18 protein-coding genes and 1 pseudogene are annotated in these 17,545 nt (G+C 68.6%); 6 read left to right on the top strand and 13 right to left on the bottom strand.

Going from position 1 to position 17,545, the window contains the following annotated elements; translation table 11 throughout:
- Window positions 1–148 precede the first annotated feature (148 nt).
- A complete protein-coding gene (locus SROS_RS24735; protein WP_012891643.1) occupies window positions 149–745 on the bottom strand; it encodes a helix-turn-helix domain-containing protein in 597 nt (198 codons plus the stop codon).
- 114 nt (window positions 746–859) lie between these two features.
- Between SROS_RS24735 and SROS_RS24730 the strand changes: the two genes are divergently transcribed.
- The 3 genes from SROS_RS24730 (at window position 860) to SROS_RS24720 (ending at window position 3,950) form a co-directional block, all read left to right on the top strand.
- The gene (locus SROS_RS24730) at window positions 860–1,696 is read left to right on the top strand and encodes a DMT family transporter (protein WP_012891642.1); all 837 of its coding nucleotides are present in this window, start codon (window positions 860–862) and stop codon (window positions 1,694–1,696) included.
- A gap of 41 nt (window positions 1,697–1,737) precedes the next feature.
- Complete coding sequence (locus SROS_RS24725; RefSeq protein WP_012891641.1) at window positions 1,738–2,385, top strand: FMN-binding negative transcriptional regulator; 648 nt, start codon at window positions 1,738–1,740, stop codon at window positions 2,383–2,385.
- Window positions 2,386–2,477: 92 nt separating this feature from the next.
- On the top strand, window positions 2,478–3,950 hold the full coding sequence (locus SROS_RS24720) for a toll/interleukin-1 receptor domain-containing protein (protein WP_012891640.1): 1,473 nt from the start codon (window positions 2,478–2,480) through the stop codon (window positions 3,948–3,950).
- Window positions 3,951–4,160: 210 nt separating this feature from the next.
- Here the strand turns inward: SROS_RS24720 and SROS_RS24715 are convergent, their stop codons facing one another.
- From SROS_RS24715 to SROS_RS24710, 3 genes are all read right to left on the bottom strand, one after another.
- Window positions 4,161–5,249, bottom strand: a complete 1,089-nt coding sequence (locus SROS_RS24715; protein ID WP_012891639.1) for a hypothetical protein — start codon at window positions 5,247–5,249, stop codon at window positions 4,161–4,163.
- Window positions 5,250–5,305: 56 nt separating this feature from the next.
- On the bottom strand, window positions 5,306–5,458 hold the full coding sequence (locus SROS_RS51170; RefSeq protein WP_012891638.1) for a hypothetical protein: 153 nt from the start codon (window positions 5,456–5,458) through the stop codon (window positions 5,306–5,308).
- Between the two features lie 528 nt (window positions 5,459–5,986).
- Window positions 5,987–6,817 carry a hypothetical protein gene (locus SROS_RS24710; protein WP_012891637.1) on the bottom strand — a complete coding sequence of 277 codons (831 nt, stop codon included), beginning with the start codon at window positions 6,815–6,817 and terminating at the stop codon, window positions 5,987–5,989.
- Between the two features lie 472 nt (window positions 6,818–7,289).
- Here SROS_RS24710 and SROS_RS24705 point away from each other — a divergent pair, with 472 nt between their 5' ends.
- Entirely contained in the window at window positions 7,290–8,012 is a 723-nt protein-coding gene (locus tag SROS_RS24705) for a VOC family protein (RefSeq protein WP_012891636.1), read from the top strand.
- 223 nt (window positions 8,013–8,235) lie between these two features.
- Here SROS_RS24705 and SROS_RS53950 read toward each other — a convergent pair.
- The 3 genes and pseudogenes from SROS_RS53950 to SROS_RS24700 all read right to left on the bottom strand — a co-directional run.
- Window positions 8,236–8,343 (bottom strand): annotated as a pseudogene (locus tag SROS_RS53950) (recombinase family protein); the annotation flags it as partial.
- A gap of 149 nt (window positions 8,344–8,492) precedes the next feature.
- The gene (locus tag SROS_RS52335; RefSeq protein ID WP_218919692.1) at window positions 8,493–8,951 is read right to left on the bottom strand and encodes a hypothetical protein; all 459 of its coding nucleotides are present in this window, start codon (window positions 8,949–8,951) and stop codon (window positions 8,493–8,495) included.
- Window positions 8,952–9,041: 90 nt separating this feature from the next.
- Window positions 9,042–10,352: an aspartate aminotransferase family protein gene (locus SROS_RS24700; protein WP_012891634.1), complete on the bottom strand. Its 1,311-nt coding sequence runs from the start codon at window positions 10,350–10,352 to the stop codon at window positions 9,042–9,044.
- Between the two features lie 379 nt (window positions 10,353–10,731).
- Here SROS_RS24700 and SROS_RS54520 point away from each other — a divergent pair, with 379 nt between their 5' ends.
- Both SROS_RS54520 and SROS_RS24690 read left to right on the top strand, forming a co-directional pair.
- Window positions 10,732–11,025, top strand: coding sequence for a helix-turn-helix domain-containing protein (locus SROS_RS54520; protein WP_081453218.1), 294 nt, complete (start codon window positions 10,732–10,734; stop codon window positions 11,023–11,025).
- Window positions 11,026–11,137: 112 nt separating this feature from the next.
- The gene (locus SROS_RS24690; protein ID WP_052317037.1) at window positions 11,138–11,614 is read left to right on the top strand and encodes a hypothetical protein; all 477 of its coding nucleotides are present in this window, start codon (window positions 11,138–11,140) and stop codon (window positions 11,612–11,614) included.
- Between the two features lie 169 nt (window positions 11,615–11,783).
- Here SROS_RS24690 and SROS_RS24685 read toward each other — a convergent pair whose 3' ends face one another.
- The 6 genes from SROS_RS24685 to SROS_RS24660 form a co-directional block, all read right to left on the bottom strand.
- Window positions 11,784–12,572 carry an ABC transporter ATP-binding protein gene (locus tag SROS_RS24685; protein ID WP_012891633.1) on the bottom strand — a complete coding sequence of 263 codons (789 nt, stop codon included), beginning with the start codon at window positions 12,570–12,572 and terminating at the stop codon, window positions 11,784–11,786.
- The gene (locus SROS_RS24680; protein ID WP_012891632.1) at window positions 12,569–13,588 is read right to left on the bottom strand and encodes a FecCD family ABC transporter permease; all 1,020 of its coding nucleotides are present in this window, start codon (window positions 13,586–13,588) and stop codon (window positions 12,569–12,571) included. The genes SROS_RS24685 and SROS_RS24680 overlap by 4 nt, the downstream gene beginning before the upstream one ends.
- Window positions 13,585–14,592 carry a FecCD family ABC transporter permease gene (locus SROS_RS24675; protein WP_012891631.1) on the bottom strand — a complete coding sequence of 336 codons (1,008 nt, stop codon included), beginning with the start codon at window positions 14,590–14,592 and terminating at the stop codon, window positions 13,585–13,587. The genes SROS_RS24680 and SROS_RS24675 overlap by 4 nt, the downstream gene beginning before the upstream one ends.
- Window positions 14,589–15,584 (bottom strand): ABC transporter substrate-binding protein, encoded by a 996-nt coding sequence (locus SROS_RS24670; RefSeq protein ID WP_012891630.1) that lies wholly within the window; start codon window positions 15,582–15,584, stop codon window positions 14,589–14,591. The genes SROS_RS24675 and SROS_RS24670 overlap by 4 nt, the downstream gene beginning before the upstream one ends.
- Window positions 15,585–15,643: 59 nt before the next feature.
- Window positions 15,644–16,480: a siderophore-interacting protein gene (locus SROS_RS24665; protein ID WP_012891629.1), complete on the bottom strand. Its 837-nt coding sequence runs from the start codon at window positions 16,478–16,480 to the stop codon at window positions 15,644–15,646.
- 340 nt (window positions 16,481–16,820) lie between these two features.
- On the bottom strand, window positions 16,821–17,510 hold the full coding sequence (locus tag SROS_RS24660; protein ID WP_012891628.1) for a TetR/AcrR family transcriptional regulator: 690 nt from the start codon (window positions 17,508–17,510) through the stop codon (window positions 16,821–16,823).
- Window positions 17,511–17,545: the final 35 nt, after the last annotated feature.

Here is a 17,545-nt window from a genome sequence, read left to right as displayed (position 1 = left end):
AGCGGCGTGCCTGTTCCGCCAGATGATGTAGCGGCAGAAAACCACTTCGGGCTCGCCTGGCTCCGGTATGACCCGCCTGCCCGCCGAGGCCGGCGGACAGGTCCGGCAGCGCTCGGTCAGCGGGTGCGCGGGGTGGCGGAGGGGGTGATCATGACTCCTGGCCAAGGACCGGCGCGGGGCCGGGCGGGAGGTGGACGGTCATGATCAGGTGGCAGGACTCGGTGCCCGCTCCGCGGTAGGTGTGGGGGGCATCGCCGTTGAACGTGGCGGTCTGCCCGGCCTCGACGGAGTATTCGGTGCCGTCGACGATGAGGGTCATCCGGCCGGAGATGACGCTGATGGTCTCGCCGACTCCGGCCTGGTGGGGGTGGCTGGGGTAGTCCTCGCCGGGTTCCAGGCGCCAGCGCCACACCTCGACGGGGCTGGGGGGCGGGGTCGTCAGCATGAGCCGGGCCTCGCTGCCCTGCTTCCCGGTCCACAGAGGTGCGATGGTGTCGGCGGCGACTATGCGGACGCGGCCTTCGGGGGGTCCCTGCATGAGGTCGGACACCGAGATGCCGAGGGTGTCGGCGAGGCGGACGAGGGTGGCGAGGTTGGGGTTGCCTTGGGCTTTCTCCAGGGCGACGAGGGCGCCTTTGCTGACCTGGGCACGCCGTCCCAGTTCTTCCAGGGACAGGCCCGCGCGCCGGCGGGCGGTCCGGACATTGTTCGCGACGGTCCGCAGGGCCGCAGTCGGCTCTGTCATGTGATCACCCTCCCACTCGGAACAGTCTGCTGTACCGGCCGGTTGTTCGATTGGCCTCTTGTGGTCGTTCTGACATACATTCTAGTCGTTCCATTGTACTTCGGGGGAGGTGTCGTGCTCGCTCTGGTGCTGGCTCTGGGCTGCTCGGTGGCTTATGGATGCGCTGATTTTCTCGGCGGGCTGGGTGCCCGGAAGGCTCATGTGCTGCGCACGGTGATGATCGCGGCTCCGGCCAGTCTCGTGGTCGAGCTGCTGCTGTGGCCGTTGCTGGGCGCCTCCTTCAGCGCCGGGGCCCTCGGCTGGGGCGCCGCCTCGGGTGTCGCTTCGGCGGCGGCGTTCGTGCTGCTCTACCGGACCCTGGCGATCGGCCCGATGAACGTCCTGTCCCCGGTCACCGCGCTGATCTCGGCCGCGCTGCCGGTGGGCGTGGGTCTGTTGCAGGGCGAGCATCTGGCCGCCGCCGGGCTGATCGGGCTGCCGCTCGCGCTGGCGGCCGTGGTGCTGGTCAGCGCTGGACCCGGCGTGCGCTCAGCCCGGCCTTCGCGTACCGCGCTGCTGCTCGCGTTCGGCGCGGGCGCCGCGATCGCCCTCCAGCTCGTCTTCCTGCACCAGGCGCCGTCCGACAGCGGGGTCGCTCCGCTGATCGTGGGCCGGACGGTCTCCTCGGCCGTCACCCTGACCGCGGCCGCCCTGATGTTCCGCAGGCTCGGTCCCGAACGCCCCGCGTACGCGATGTCGGCGGCCGCGGGTGCGCTGGACTCGATGGCGAACCTGCTGTTCCTGCTCGCCGCCCGGAGCGGCGACCTGTCCGTCGTCGCGGTGATCACCGCCCTCTACCCGGCCGGAACGGTCCTGCTCGCCCGTAGCGTGCTGCATGAGCGCATCGGCCGCGGCCAGCTCGTCGGGCTGGGCACCGCCGCAGTGGCCGTCAGCCTCCTCGCCCTTTCCTGACCCGCAGACCACACCACACCACCCTTGCAAGGGAGTTCGACATGTTCATCCAGCCTTGGGACGCGAGCCTGGACGAGGCCGAATGGCAGGCCTGGGTCGCCGAAGGCCACGACTTCGGGCAGCTCAGTGTGAACGGCCTGCCCGGCCGGCCGCCCGTCGTCGTGCCCACCCACTTCATCGGCGACGGACCCGATCTACTGGTTCACCTGGCTCGGCCGAACCCGGTCTGGAAGGCGATCGACCAGGACCCGAACGTCGTCCTCACCGTCATCGGCGACTACGCGTTCATCCCCGGCCCGTGGCGCGCCCCCGCCGGCATTCCGCCACGCGACGGGGTCCCGACCAGCTACTACACGGCCGTGCAGTTCACCTGCCGCGCCCACATCATCGACGACCCCGAGGCCAAGGCCGAACTGCTGCGCCGCCAGCTCGCGCACTTCCAGCCCGATGGCGACCACGCCGAAGTCACCGTCGACCAGCCGCCCTACGGGCGGATGCTGCCGGGGATCCGGGGCCTGCGACTGCAGGTCACCGGAGCCGTCGCGAAGTTCAAGTACGACGACCACAAGCCCGTCGAGCACCGCGCGGCCGTCGCCGACCACCTCACCGAACGCGGCCAGGGCCTCGACGCCTCGGCCGCGCACCAGCAGCGCCGGCGCCTGGACCGCCTCGGCCCCTGGAAGTCCTGACCCCGCCCCGCACAATCATGTCCGGTGGGGAATCCGCCGCCGCTTCATTCCGTCCAGCCTTCCGACCGACCCGTCATAGTTATTGTTGTGCCGTGGCCGGATACGTGTTCATCAGCTACAGCCGCCGAGACCACAGATATGTGGAAAGACTCGCCTCGCACCTGAACCATGCGGGCGTGCGGACCTGGTTCGATGACGAGATCCCCATCGGCGACCGTTTCGAGAAGGTCATCCGCTCGAAGATCGACGCATGTGCCGCCTTCGTGGTCGTGATGACCCCGGACGCCGAGGAGTCCAGATGGGTACATCGAGAGATCACTCGCGCGGAGGACAAAGGCAAGGAAATACTGCCGCTTCTGCTGGCGGGTGATGTCTTCTTCCGTATCAATGACGCCAATTGCGAGGCCGTGACGGATGCGCGGATGCCCACAGCGAAGTTCGTCGACCAGCTGAAGGCCCTGGTACCGGCGGGTGATTCCACGCCGGGCCTCGTGGAATCACCCGCCCCCGGGAAAACCTGGAGGCGGTCGATCTGGTCCTCACCACTCCTGGCCATACCTCTGGGCATCATCGCTGTGGCCGCTCTCGCGATCCCGCTCGCTGAAAAGTGGTCCCCCCGCTCACCGGCCTCCACCGCCACTCACTCACCGACCACCGCAGCCACGTCGACTCCGACGGTCCCCGTCGTCAGCCTCGATCTCGCCACGCTCAAGGTTCTGGAAAAGCACAAGGGAGAGGTGCGGAGCGTGGCCTTCAACCCCGACAGCCGCCTCCTCGCCAGCACGGGCGAGGATCGGACTGTCAGGCTGTGGGATGTCATCAGGGCCGAGCAGACGGCCCAGTGGAAGCTGGGCGGAGAGGGATACCAGGTGGCCTTCGGCCGGCAAGGCAGCCTGATCGCGGTGGGCAACGCCAACGGCGTCACGCTGTATGACGCCCTCACCCGCAAGAAGCGTCCGGTCGCGGAATTCCCGCAGGACGCTGCCCGTACGGTCGCGTTCAGCAAGGACGGCAAGACCATAGCGACCGGCGACGACCTCAAGAAGGTGCGATTATGGAACGTCTTCACACACGGAGAGGTGGTGTTGACCGGCAACCCCGGGCGTATCACCTCGGTCGCGTTCAGCCCTGACGGGTCCACTCTCTTGTCCGCCGACGATGAGGGATTTCTCATGCGGTGGGACACCGGTTCCCGTCGACCCATCGGCGAGAAAATCCAAGCGGACACCTACTTGAACGCGGTGGCGTGGTCGCCCGACGGCACCTTTTTCGTCACCGCGGGTGACCACGTACGGCTGTGGAACGGCGCCACCATGACCAAGGAACTTCCCGGAACCGTTGTGACGACAGCGGTGGCCTTCACCCCCGGGGGCGTTCTCGTGACGGGAGATGACACCGGCTCAGTACTCTTCTGGGATCCGCGAACAGGAAAGACCATCTACGAGAACTCGGCGGAACACGACCAGCCCGTCCTCACGGTCGCCGTCGCGCCCGACAATCGCACCCTGTCCACGGCGAGCACGTATGACACCATCCATCTGCGACGCCTGAGGGATTCCTCCTGAGCCCCGGCCCCACGAGCTCGGCCTGCGGATGATCGCCACCGAGGACATCGTCTCCTCGCCAACTTCTTGGGTGCCGTCGACGAACGTGTAACCAGCCGCCGACCTGGTTCACCCCCATCAGAGATATTTCCGTCGGATGCTCGGCGATCACCACCCGGGCTCCTTTGAGGAACGCGGCGCCGGAGCTCGCCGCAGGGCAGGGGTGTGGCGTCAGCCCTCCAGGGCCGATCTGATCTGCACTGCCGGCAACGCGGCGCTCGGCTCTTCCTCGCTCTGATCGCTCAGGCGCTGCAGCTCGGCGAGGATCGTGGCGGGACTGCTGGTCAGGATCGGGTTGCGGCGCAGGTGCGCCACCTCGAGCTGGCTGAGTTCGCGGCGCACGACGTTCGGTCCGTGTTTGACGACCAGCAGCGTCCCATGGTGGATCACCGCCGACTCCACCCCCTGGAGCGCCTGCATCACCGTGGCGAACGCCTCGGCCTGGGCCTTGTCGACCTCGGCCTGACGGGTGTCGAACCCATACAGCCCGCTTGCGCGCCCCGCCAGGTCGAACCCAGCGTCGATGGTGGTGCTGTCCACGCGCTTTTTGACGCCGGTGACCAGGGCGCGCCACAGGGAGCCGTGCACCGCGTCGCCCCGGTAGACGATCTGACGGTCCTGGGTGGTCAGCCACTGGGCGACCGCGCGCTCGAGTGCGGCCGCGGCCGCGTCGTCGCCGCTGACATAGATGGTCAGCGGGGTGTCGCCCGCAGAGGTCATGGCCTGGTCGCGGGCCGCCGCTTCGGCGCTGAGCCGCTCGCGGTAACGCCGCTCCCTCGTCGAAACAGGGCGTGAACGCACGCGCGTCACCTGCTTCAGGTAGGAGGTCGATTCCATTTGCCATGCGGGGGAAGGGCCGGTGGGGATGTCGCTCAGCGCGTCGCTCAGCCGCGCCAGCGCCGTGGCCGGCGCCATGGACAGGGTGGCTTCGGTGAGCATCGCGGCCAGCCGCCGCATGAGGGCGGCGATGAGGACGAGGTCGGCAGGTTCACGCTCCAGCTCGGCCATGATCTCCACGATGTGGCGGCGTACGGTGCGCTCGGTGTCGGGGTCGAGCAGATGCGCATGATCCAGCAGGATGTGCTCCAGTGCCTGGATGAAGGTGCGCCGTCCCTGCCCCGCCGGCGCGGACGGGCTGATCGCAGCTCGTGCGTGCGCGCCCGACGCGATGGGACCGCTGACGCTGTCACCGGAGATGTGGATGCCGTGGTTGGTCCGGCCGGGCTGTGCGCCCTGCTCGGGGGCGGTGTCGTCGGGCATGCAGGCTCCCATCGGCTGACCGGACGGTAGGCAGGCTGCGGGATACGGAGGCTCGATTATCGCATTGGCCGCCGGCTCGGGCCGGTGTTATGCGACACCCGCCGCACGATGCCGGCATCCTGATCGATCGAGATCTTGGCGACGAGGCCACGCCGGCAATCATGGCAGAGCAGGTACTGCAGGCAGCCGACGTGCCTGTTCTGCAGCACGGTCTTCTCCGTGCTGCAGGGTCAGCGCCCGGTGGCACTTGGTCCGGGTCCAGGCACGGGCATGCGGACAGCCGGTCGAGGGGCCCGCAGGGACGAGTCCGGGGATGAGACAGGGGGCCCGGCTCGCCGGGGAGTCGTCCAAGGCCGGGGCGCTTGCGCTGAGCAGCAAGGTCGCGCTGCAGAACATCTGCTTCGCCGGTGCAGCGTCTGGGACCCCCTGGGCCACAGCAAAAGGCGCGGTTCCGGCTCCTTCATCAACCGGCACTCCATGGAGAGCGACGTTCCGGGCAACGGGACGACGAAGAACCGCATTTACTGGCCGGGACGCGGTTTCGCCGCTCAGTCTCCCCGCGCCTGCGACACCTTCGTCGCCCCGGCTTCCCGGGGGGCCTGACCTGCAGTCTCTCGCCGGGGAGATCGCTCTGACCTTCCCTCACCCTGGCGAGGTCGGGGCGAGGGAAGGCCCGGTGGGGAGCGGCCAGGCCTGTTCACCGGTGATCCCGGCCCGGCGGCGGCGAGTTCCCGGCCTTAACCCCGGCCGCCGCCCCGCTCGGCCGGCTCGCGCTTTCCAATATTCGCCACCTCGCTCGCCGGAGGCGCCTTGACGCTCACCCGGCTGCCCCATCCGGTGTAATGGGTCTCCACGCTGAGCCGCCTGTCCTCCCTCCCCGGTTCCGTCCCGCCATGGGTCCTCTGCGGATAGACGGTGACCAATCGCTGAGGGAGTCCGTTGGTGCCCAGAGTGAGGGTGAAGCGCAGCACCGCGGCTTTCTGCTCCTTGGAGATTTTGATCACGTTGGCGTTCCGCAGCCACGGGGAGACCTTCTCCAGCGCGCCGAAACTGATCGCGCCCGTGTAGGTGCGCCCCGCTCGCTTCCCCTTCGTGATCAGGGCCTTCAGCGTCGCGGCCTCGGCCACGTTTACCAACTGGCTGCACCAGCCGCTCCAGCCGGCGGTCATGCCGTGCGGATGTTTGAGCCAGGTCTTGCCCTTCGGCGGCTCCCAGAGACCACCGAAGTAGTAGCTGTCGGTGCCGATCCTGATCGTCCGGTCCGAATCCGTCACCATCCACAGGAGGCTGTTGGGCACCCAAGAGGTGTCGTCGGTGGTGACCTTCGTGGTGACGTCGGAGGCGACGATCCCGGCCCTCCCGAACTGGAAGGAACCGGTGCGCTTGAGGAAGGTCGTGTTCCCGGCGAACTCGACCACAGTGGTGACGTCGGTGAACTTCACCCCCTTGCCCGCGACGAACTGGCTCTTCAACGCCGTGACCGGATCCGCGGAGGCGGCTTGGACAGGTGCCGCAGCCACGAATGTGGTGACCGTGGCCGCGGCGATGCTCGCGATCACTCGCTTCACGGTGATTTCCTCTCATCCTGGTACGGAAAGGGAAATCCTGCCGGACCTTGATCACGAACGCGTCTCGGCACACGTCGCCCGTGGCCGACGCGGCCAAGCCGGTCTGTCACGGGCAGATCGGCGTGCGGGAGTACTGGCCGAAAAACGGGCGGATATGGGCAGATGGCTTACTGGTCAGGGGTGGGTTCGCACCTCCGGGGCCGGCCGACATACGGGGAGAACCGGCCATGGGCTGATCCTGGAGCCTGTGACCTCGGCCGGGTGTCATCACCCAGCAGATCCTGCCGCTGCCCGCGGTCTCCCGGGACGACTCCCACCTGACCATGAAACGCATCAAGGACTGACGGAAGCGTCGCCTTCTGGTCCATATGTGTTGGCGTCGCAGTCCTCGGGCGGGCTAGCGTTGCTTCCGTCATGTGCCAGGAGGATGTGCTCTGTCTGCGCCTGTGAGTCAGCAGATTGGAGATGCGGGATGACTTCTCAGCTTGTTGCGCTCTGCTTCGATGCGAACGACCCGCTCCGTCTCGCGCGCTTCTGGGCCGGAGTCCTGGGCTGGGAGATGGCCAACGACCCCCACGACGGCATCGTGCTCCTGCCGAGCGATGACACCAGGTTCCGGATCCGATGTCTTCCGACCCAGGAGAAGAAGACCGGCCAGAACCCGATGCACTTCGATCTGACGAGCACGTCCCTTGAGGACCAGCAGCAGACGGTGGAGAGGTCGCTTGCACTCGGTGCGCGGCACATCGACATCGGGCAACGCCCGGAGGAGGGGCATGTGGTGCTCGCCGACCCCGAAGGCAACGAGTTCTGCGTCATCGAGCCGGGCAACAACTTCCTCGCTGACTGCAGATTCATCGGAGCGCTCGCGTGTGACGGTTCGCAGGAGGTCGGCTACTTCTGGAGCGGGGCGCTGGGCTGGCCGTTGGTCTGGGACCAGGACCAGGAGACCGCGATCCGATCGCCGCACGGCGGTCCGAAGATCACATGGGGCGGTCCGCCACTGATGCCGAAGACGGGGAAGAACAGGCTGCACTTCGACCTCGCGCCACCTGTGCATGGTGATCGGCAAGCGGAGGTCGACCGTCTCGTCTCCCTCGGAGCGACTCGAATCGACATCGGCCGGCGCGGGGGCAGCCGGGTGGTGATGGCCGATCCTGATGGCAATGAGTTCTGTGTGTTGACCCCCCGATAGCGTGACCAGACCGGAGGCGGGGCGCCTCCGACCCACCCCGCGGCACGGTGTGATGCCGGCGGCGCCGCGGCCCGTGAGCACGGCCTTCTTGGGCTGGCGGGGCACGGTCTTGGTCTTGTCGAGGTGTCCGTACATCGTCGACCTCGACACACTGAACATGTCGGCGATCTGCTGGACGGTCTTCTCCCGCTCGCCGCAACGCATATGTCCGAGCGCGGCCGGCAGGCCGGGCGGGGGTGCCTTTCTTGCCGGAGGCCTTGTCGAGGAAGATCTTGGCGCATCCGGCGGCTTCGAGCGCATCGATCTGCCGGGCGAGTTCTTGGGCGTCGGTGGAGACGCGGGCCGGTTCTGCCCCATGGTTTTGCTACCGATATCGCGGCCTCACGCCCCTCGGAACGATTGCCATACAGGGTGCTGTGGCGGAGGTCCTGACCAGGCTCACGGAGGTCGGCCTGCAGCGCTTCCGCCGCGCCGGTGCCCTCAAGCCAGTGGTACGGCGGCGGCCGCGGAAGGTCCGCGAGCGGCCGCGGCCGACGCTGGTGATCGTCGGGCTGGGCGTCGCGATGCCCGACCTCGACATGTGGGCAGTCGCCAGGGCTCGGGGCCGCGTCGTCGTTGTCGGAGCCGATCGCCGGTTCGGCGGCAGGTCCAAGCCGGACCGGCACCACCGGCGAAGTGCGGCAGAACCATCTCGGCCAGTGCGGTGACGTCGGCCATCGGCTCGCCGGTCATGCCCATCCGGTGGAGCAGGGTGCCGACGACGACGTCGATGAAGAACAGGACCCGGTTCTCCGGTTCGCCGAGTGCGTCCTGGAGCGCGAGCCGGTAGGGGGCCTGCAGCTGTGCGGACAGGATCGGGGGCAGGGCGACCCCGGCAATCGAGTTCCCCGGCAACGGCGGGGTATACGAGGCGAGATCCGCCACCGGGACGGTCTTCATGATCACAGCGAAAACCGCGACCCTGTGAGTGAAAACCGCGGCCCTGCGACGGGGGCAAGCCGGCGCTTACCCGGTACCGGAGGCTCGTGGTTACTTTCCACCCCCGGAGACGACCGCTCTCAGAGATGCCTCGAGGATGTCCAGGCCGGCGTGCAAGTCCGAGTCGCTGATCGTGAGCGGCGGTGCGATCCGGAAGATTCCTCCCATTCCTGGCAATTGAACGATGTTGATGTGGAGCCCGCGCTCCAGACATGCCATGGTCACGGCATTTGCGAGCGAGTCCGCGGGGGACTTGCTCAGCTTGTCCGTCACCAGTTCCAGGCCCTGCAGAAGCCCGCGACCGCGCACATCGCCGGCCACCTCGAAGCGGTCACGCAGGTCCAGCAACCGCTCGTTGAGTTGCTTACCCAGAACCGCGGTCCGCGCCGCGAGACTGTCGCGTTCGATGACGTCGAGCACAGTCACCGCGACGGATGCCGCCAGTGGGTCCGAGACGTGGGTCGTGAAGAACAGGAACCCGCGTTCGTGACAGACCTCCTCGATCTGCGACGACGTGACGACGGCCGCTACCGGCAGGCCCGCACCCAAGGTCTTGGAAAGCGTCAGGAGATCCGGGACGATGCCGTCGCGTTCGAAGGCGTACATCTCGCCGGTGCGTCCGAGTCCGGTCTGGGCCTCGTCCACGATCATCAGCATCCCGCGTTCGGCGCACATCGCTTTCAATCGCCGCAGATATCCGACCGGAGGCTCGATGATCCCACCGGCGGACAGGATCGGCTCGACCATGCATGCGGCCAGACTCCCGGACGACTGCTGGTCGACGAGAGCGAACCCGTACTCAAGCTCGGCCTCCCAGTCGTAGGACCCGTCCGTACGACGGAAAGGAGAGCGATACGCGTTCGGCGACGGGAGCGTGAGGTTGCCCGGCATGGACGGGCCGTAGCCTCTTCGGCCGGCCGAGAAGGTGGCGGAGGACGCACCCGACGTCATACCGTGCCACGACCGGTCGAACGAGACGATCTCATACTTGCCTGTGTAGAGCTTGGCCATCTTGATCGCGGCCTCATTGGACTCCGCGCCGGTGCTCAGCAGCAGCGTCTTGCTCAAGTCGCCGGGAAGTGTTGACGCGAGCCGGTTGGCCAGGTCGACGACGGGCCGGCTCAGCATGCCGCTGTACAGGTGATCCAGCGATGAGATCGACCGCGAGACCGTCGCAACCACGTCGGGGTGGGAGTGCCCGAGGATCGAGCTCATCTGACCCGAGGTGAAGTCGAGGATCGCCGTCCCGGCGTCGTCATACACGTACGACCCCGCGGCCCGTTCGATGATCCTTGGAGTGAACGTCGCGCCGTATCGGATCAGGTGACATTCCACATCATTCCAGAATGACGCATTACTCACATTTGCTCCTGATCCTATGGATATAGCCATCTATCTGCAGATTGTCGCCCAGCTGCCGTTCATGATCAAGGCAGGGCGTCTGGCTGACGGCGAACGTCTCCTGCGCAGCGCCGGTGCGGGCGAGGCGCCGATCCGCCTGCCCGCAAAAAGGAGATACGCCGATGGGACATGCTCCGGCCGTGACCATCGACCGGATGGGGGACAGGAGAGGTCGGCATGTCGAGGAGATATCCCCCTGAGTTCCGCCGGAAGGCCTTGGACCTGTTGAAGAGCCGCAGCCCGGCCCACATCCGCCCGGCGCCTTGACCCCTGTGAGAACAGTTCGGCAACTGGCTCATGACCCATTCGGGCATGGAGGCGGGGTCGGCGATCAGGGTCCATGGAGGCATGGCCAAGCCATCGCGTCCTGGGCTTGATCCGGTTTGACGGGCATCCGAGGTCAGGGGCTCGTCCCCGGAAGGATGTCCATGATGGAGAGCATGGGAAGAAGGAACCGCGCCCTCGCCGTCCGTTCACCCGCGAGTTCAAGACCGAGATCGTCGAGTTGTGCCGGCGGGGTGACCGTTCGATCGGCCAGGTCGCCAAGGACTTCGATCTGACCGAGACCGCGGTCCGCGACTGGATCCGCCAAGCCGGTCTGGTCGTGGTTCTCGCGCACCGGTGCCGACGCTGACCATGTCGACCGGCTCTGGCGGGCCTTCCTGTGCAGATTCGATCTAAAGCATCCGTTCCGGCTGTTCAATGCCGGCGCGTGCTGGGCGGTCACGTCCATCGAGGCAGCCGATGTGCTCTTCAGCCCCGGCTTCCGCCGCCTGGAGCGCATCGCCATCCGGACCAACCTGCTGCTCGCCCGCACCCGCCTGCTCGGCGTCACGTACCGCTCCAGCGTCCGCGACCTGCCCGGCGACGCGCGCCGCGACATGCGGCGTGAAGGCTTCACCGGCACAGTCGTCCGCACCCACGCCGTCCAGGCGCGCACCTTCCTCGACGAACTGGCCACCTGGCGCGCCAACCCCCCGGACCTGGGTGGCATTCCGGTCACTGTCATCTCCGGAGGCCTCCCCGGAATCGGGATGCCCTCAACGCTCCGCGCAGCCGCCAATGCCTCCCACGCGCGGCGCGCCGCACGGTCGGCCGACGGCCGTCATGTGATCGCTGAACGCTCCGGCCACTACGTCCCCGTCACCGAACCCGGCATCGTCGTCGACGAGATCTTCCGCCTGGCCGAACCCGGCCGTGGCCGCGCCCGGGCGCGAGCCTGAGCGCGGTCCAGCCGATCCTGCCCACCCGGACGCCGACGAGATGTGCCGGCAGGCCGGGTACGTGATCTCGCCATCGACCACGCCCAACAGCAATGGCGAGAGGGGATGGAGTGGCGCGGGCGGAGCCGTGGGAGCTCGGCCAGGTCCCCGCCGGTCGATGCTGTGAGCGTCAGTGGATGTCAAGGGTGGGGACGATCATCGGCGTTCCGGTCACCGGGTCGGGCGCCACAACGGCAGGCAGGTCGAAGACTTCCTTGACCAGTGCGGCGTCCACGATCTCCGCGGCGGCGCCCTCGGCGACGATCCGGCCGTCCTTCATCGCGATCAGATGATCGGCGAACCTGCACGCTTGGTTGATGTCATGCAGGACGGCCACGACGGTACGGCCCTGCTCGCGCAGCCGGGCGAGCAGGGCCAGCAGCCGGTACTGGTGCGCGATGTCCAGGAACGACGTCGGCTCGTCGAGCAGCAGGTACGGCGTGCGCTGGGCGAGCACCATGGCCACCCACACCCGCTGCCGCTGCCCTCCCGACAGCTCGTTCACAGCCCTGTCCGCGAGATTCTCGACGCCCGCGGTGACCATGGCCTCAGCCACCGCGCTCTCGTCCTCCGCCGACCAGAGCGCCAGGAGCGGCTGATGCGGGAACCGGCCGCGTCCGACGAGCTGCCGGACCTTGATGTCCTCCGGCGCCAGAGGTTCCTGAGGCAGGAAGCCCAGGGACCGCGCGAGCGCCTTGGCGGCGTACGAGCCGACGTCCCGGCCGTCGAGCAGCACCTGGCCTTCAGCCGGCTTCAGCAGCCGGACGAGCGCGCGCAGCAAGGTCGACTTCCCGCATGCGTTGGCGCCTACGATCGCGGTGAACGAGCCGTCGGGCACATCCAGGTTGAGCCGCGTCGAGACCACGCGGTCGGCGTAGCGCAATTCCAGGTCCTGAGCGCGCAGGCGTACTTCCGTCACCGACGCCTCACCTCCTTGGCCAGCAGCCAGATCAGGTAGCAACCGCCGATCGCGGTGGTGACGACACCGACCGGCAGGGATTCGGGTGCGAGCAGCATCTGGGCGAGCAGATCGGCGCTCTGCAGCAGTAGCGCCCCGGTGAGGGCGGCGGTTAGCAGGGGTACTCCGGCTGCGCCGGCCAGCCGGCGCCCGATCTGGGGGGCGGCCAGCGCGATGAACACGATCGGCCCGGCCACCGAGGTCACGGTCGCCGTGCACCCGACGCCGACCAGCACCATCAGCAGCCGCAACCGGCGCAGCCCGACCCCGGTGGCGGCGGCCACCGCCTCGCCCAGCGTGGCTTGGTGCATGGCGTGCGAGGAGCCCGCTATCACCACCAGCAGCACCGCGATGATCGCGAAGGGGACGGGCAGGTCCTCCCAGTCGACGCCGTTGAGCGAGCCCGCGCTCCAGCCGACCGCCGCCATCGCGACCTCGAGTTCGGCGCGTAGCACGATCCACGAGTTCAGCGCGGTCACGATCGCGCTCACGGCGATCCCGATCACGACGAGGCGCAGCCCGGACAGGCCCCCGCCGGACGACAGCAGGTAGATCGTGGCGGCCACGACCAGCCCGCCGATCACCGAGCCGACGGCGAGCTGGAGAGGTCCGCCGGAGAGCACGGTGATCGCAACGAGCGCGCCGGTGTAGGCGCCCGCGTCGAGCCCGATCACGTCCGGGCTGCCCATGGGGTTGCGGGTGAGGTTCTGGAAGATCGCGCCGGCCACTCCGAGCGCGAGGCCGAAGAACATGCCTGCCAGCACCCGCGGCAGCCGCCAGTCCCGGACCACGACGACGGAATCGCCCGATCCGCCCAGCGCGGCGACGACCTCGCCCGGCGTCGCCCACGACGCGCCGCAGCACAGGCCGAGCAGGCCGAGCCCGAGCAGCGCCGCGACCAGCGTCGCTGAGGCCACCAGCGTCCTGCGCTCAACGAGGACCGACCGCCGGCCGGCACGCATCACGATGACGCTCACAGCGACCCCGCCCCGTAACGCCGCACGGCCCAGATGAGCACCGGCCCGCCGAGGAAGGCGGTGACGATCGCCACCGGCACCTCGCCGGTCGGCAGGAGCACCCGCGATCCCATGTCGGAGACGAGCAGCAGGATCGGGCCGAACACCGCCGCGTAGGCCGTGAGCCAGGGGATCGAGCTCCTGGCCAGGGGGCGGATCGCGAGCGGGACGATCAGCCCGGCGAACAGGATCGGCCCGGCCACGGCGGTGGCCGCGCCGGCCAGCACGGTGATGCAGCCCAGCGCCGCCAGCCGTACCCGGTTGACGTTGGCGCCCAGTGCGCGCGCCACGTTCTCGCCGAGCGCGACCGCGTTGAGCGGCCGGCTCAGCAGCAGCGCGACGACGACGGCCAGGCCGATCAGCAGCAAGGGCAGGAAGACGGGGTCCTTCTCGCGGCCGGCCAGCGAGCCGACCGACCAGAACCGGTACCGGTCGAAGACGTCGGGCAGCATGAGCCGCAGGCCCAGGGAGATGCCGGCGAGCACGGCGCTCAGCGCGACACCGGTGAGCACCAGGCGCAACGGCGACGTGCGCCCCACCGAGTAGACCAGCAGCGTGGCGAGGGCGGCGCCGACGCTGGAGAGCACGAGTTCGGCTCCCGGCGACGTGGCCAGCCCGAGCGCGGCGCCGGCGGTCATCGCGAATCCGGCCCCCGCCGTCACGCCGAGGATGCCGGGCTCGGCCAGAGGATTGCACGACAGCGTCTGGATCAGCACGCCCGCCACGCCGAGCGCGGCGCCGACGCCGATCCCGACCACGGCACGAGGCAGGCGGATGTCCCGGACGATCGTGTGGTCGCCGGACCCGTCGAAGCTGAAGAACGCGCGCACCACCTCGACGGGGGCGACGCTGTGGGAGCCGACACCGACGCTGACGACGGCCACGACGACGAGCACGGCCAGCCCGGCGACGAGCACCAGGCTCCGCGTGGTGGCCGTGCCCGTCGCCCGGGTGGCGAGCGTCACTTCGCGGCCAGCGGTGCCAACGACGTGTCGAGCGCGTCGAGGGCGAGCAGCGCCTGCCCGTAGGTCGCCGCCTCGGTGTAGCGGATGGCGTAGGCCTTGCCCGCCTTCACCGCCGGGAGCTGCTTCCACAGCTCGGAGTCCAGGACGTACTGGACGGCGGGCAGGGGCTTGCCGTCGGCGGCGACGGAGTAGGTGATGGCGTCGGCCTCGCCCAGCGCGGTGGGGAGCTCCTCGATCGAGGGGTACTCGCTCACGTCCTTGCTGCCGCCGCCCTTCACCTTGACCTGGCCGTAGTAGTCCGCGCCGATGTCGTTGGCGATGTTGGTGCCCCACGAGCCGTTGAACTCGCGGTGGAAGGCGCCCTTGTCGACCTGCCCGTAGGCGCCGACGTGGGCGAGCTTCAGCTGCGGCAGGACCTTCTCGTACTTCTGCTTCAGCTCGGCGGCCTTGGCGTCGTAGGCCGCCTTGACGGCGTCGAAGCCCTCCAGCGCGCCCGCGGCTTCGGCCTGGCGCTGGGACAGCTCGCGCCACGCCGAGGGGATCGTCGGGCCGATCGTCACGACGGGCGCGATGGAGCGCAGGCGCTTGAGGTCGATGTCGGCCAGCACCGGCGCGGGGACGCCGATGACGATGAGGTCGGGCTTGGCGTTGGCGATCGCCTCGTAGTTGGTCTCGGCCGCCGTTTCGCCGGCCACCTTCGGGAGCTTGTCATAGGCGGCGCGGGCCTTGGCGTCCATCATCGGCAGCCCCCGCTTCCACGAAGAGATCCCCGCCAGGGGTGCGCCGGCTTCGATCAGCACCGGTACGGCGTAGCCGGTCGCGACCACCCGCCGCGGGTCGGCCGGGATGGTGACCTCGCCGTCGGGCAGCTTGAAGACCCGGGTGGCGGCCTTCACGGCGGGCGCCTGGGCCCCGGAGTCCGACCCGCACCCGGCGGTGACCACGACGAGTGCGAGCATCAATGCGGAGCCGAGCTTCCGGCCAATAGACATGGGGATTCCCTTAACGCCAGCGAGATTAGGTTAGGCTAACCTTACTGGAAGATCAAAAATCAATGGTCGTGATCATCGTCATGGTCGGCGGCGCCACGCCTCCAGTAGCCGGTGATGTCGTAGTCGTCCGCGGCGAGCTTCAGGTCATCGCGGACCCACCGGCGCAGCGGTTTCAGGGCCCCCGCCTCGCCCGCCAGCCACACGAAGACGCGCTCGCCGTCGTGGATCTCCACTTCCTGTACGGCGCGCGCCAGCTCGCCGGGCCGCAACCAGCGGACTTCGAAGTTCTCCGGTGCCGCCAGCTCGATCTGCTCGGAGGCGTCGGCGACCTCGATGAAGCTCCAGCCGGCGGCCGATCGGGGCAGTTCCTCGAGCCTGCGGGCGATCGCCGGCAGCGCCGTCAGGTCACCGCCCAGCAGGTACCTGTCGTAGGTGTGGGGCACGATCAGCCCACCGGGCGGGCCCGCGATGTGCACCGTCATACCCGGTTCGGCGGTCCTGGCCCAATCCGAGGCGATGCCTTCTCCGTGAAGGGCGAAATCCAGGTCGAGCTCGCCGGTGGCCGCGTCGTAGCGGCGGACGGTGTACTTGCGCGTGGTGGGGAACGGCTTGGGCCAGCTCAGCATGGACCCGTTCGGCGCGGGCAGGCGCAGGGTTCCGTCCGGTTCGGGGAAGATGAGCCTTACATGCTCGTCGGGGGAATGAGCCTCGAATCCCGCCGTCCCCGCGCCACCGAAGGTCAGCCGTACCAGGCCGCTGCCGACCATCGCGGTGCGGATTACCTCGATCTCCCGGACCTTGATCGGATACGCCACCTGGCGGGCGCTGGTTCCTGCTCGCACCTCGGCGATCCGCTCCAGGTACCGTTCACGGTCGACGATGCGCGGGGCGCTCATGACTCCTCCAGGGTGAGATCTTAAAGTTAGGTGAGCCTAGCCTAACTATGTTGATCTTTTACCTGGGGGTGCCACGTCACCCGAGCGGCACTCGAACCCGCATCGTGCGCAGCTCCTGCTGTTGCGGGCCTCTCACCCGCCGGCGAGGCCTGTCGGCGAGGTTGGCCCCACCAACCGCCGGCCGTGATGTTTCCGCAGGTGGACAGGGGGCGAGAGGTCATCTACGCGGGGAACACCGGTACAGCCGTTGGCGCTGAGATTGATCATGGGGTCTGGCTGCGGATCCGGATGTGAGCAGTCGCGGTACGGGAAGTGGCGCCCCGTCACGGACTCGGTCGCCTCAGCGGCGGTTCGCAGCCTGGTGGATGCGGTCCAGTCTCAAGGGGGCGGGAGGCGGCAAGGGGCCTGAGTGCCGGGTCTGGGAAGACCGGAGGAAGTGGGCGAGCAGGCGGCGGGAGGCGGCCAGGGCGATGTCTCGCGGTTGTCCGGCCAGGCCACCGTTGGCCAACAGCAGGAGGGTGATGTCGGTGGGATGGACATCGTCGCGCAGCTGGCCGGTCTTTTTGGCGTGTCGGATCAGTTGTGCCAGACCGTCTTCGGCGCGGGCGCTTTCCTGGTCGTAGTCGAGGGCGTCGGGGAAGTGGTTCATGAACGCCGCTGCGAAGCCGCGGTCGGTGGCCTGCATGGTGCACACCTTCTCCAGGAGGGTGTGCAGGCCGCGCAGGGGGTCGGGGTCGCACAGAGCGTCATCGAGGGCCGTCACGCAGACGGCCAGTTGTTCGGCGAAGGCGGCGGTCACGAGAGTGGCGCGGGTGGGGAAGTGCCGGTAGAGGGTGGCGGCGCCGACGCCTGCGCGGCGGGCCACTGTAGTCAGGGGCACGTCGATTCCCTGGCTGGCGAATGCCTCGCGGGCGGCTCGGAGGATGCGCGCGCGGTTGCGCCGGGCGTCGGCGCGCAGGTCCGTCGTGTCCGTGTCTTCAGGCCGGCCGTCGGCAGGGGGGAGGGGCTTGTGAGAGGGCTGGGCGGGCATGTCTCTCACTTCTCTGTAAGTGGAAGGTGTCGCCC

This window comes from Streptosporangium roseum DSM 43021, from assembly GCF_000024865.1.
Lineage (GTDB): Bacteria > Actinomycetota > Actinomycetes > Streptosporangiales > Streptosporangiaceae > Streptosporangium > Streptosporangium roseum.
This window is presented reverse-complemented; position numbering and strand designations above follow the sequence as displayed.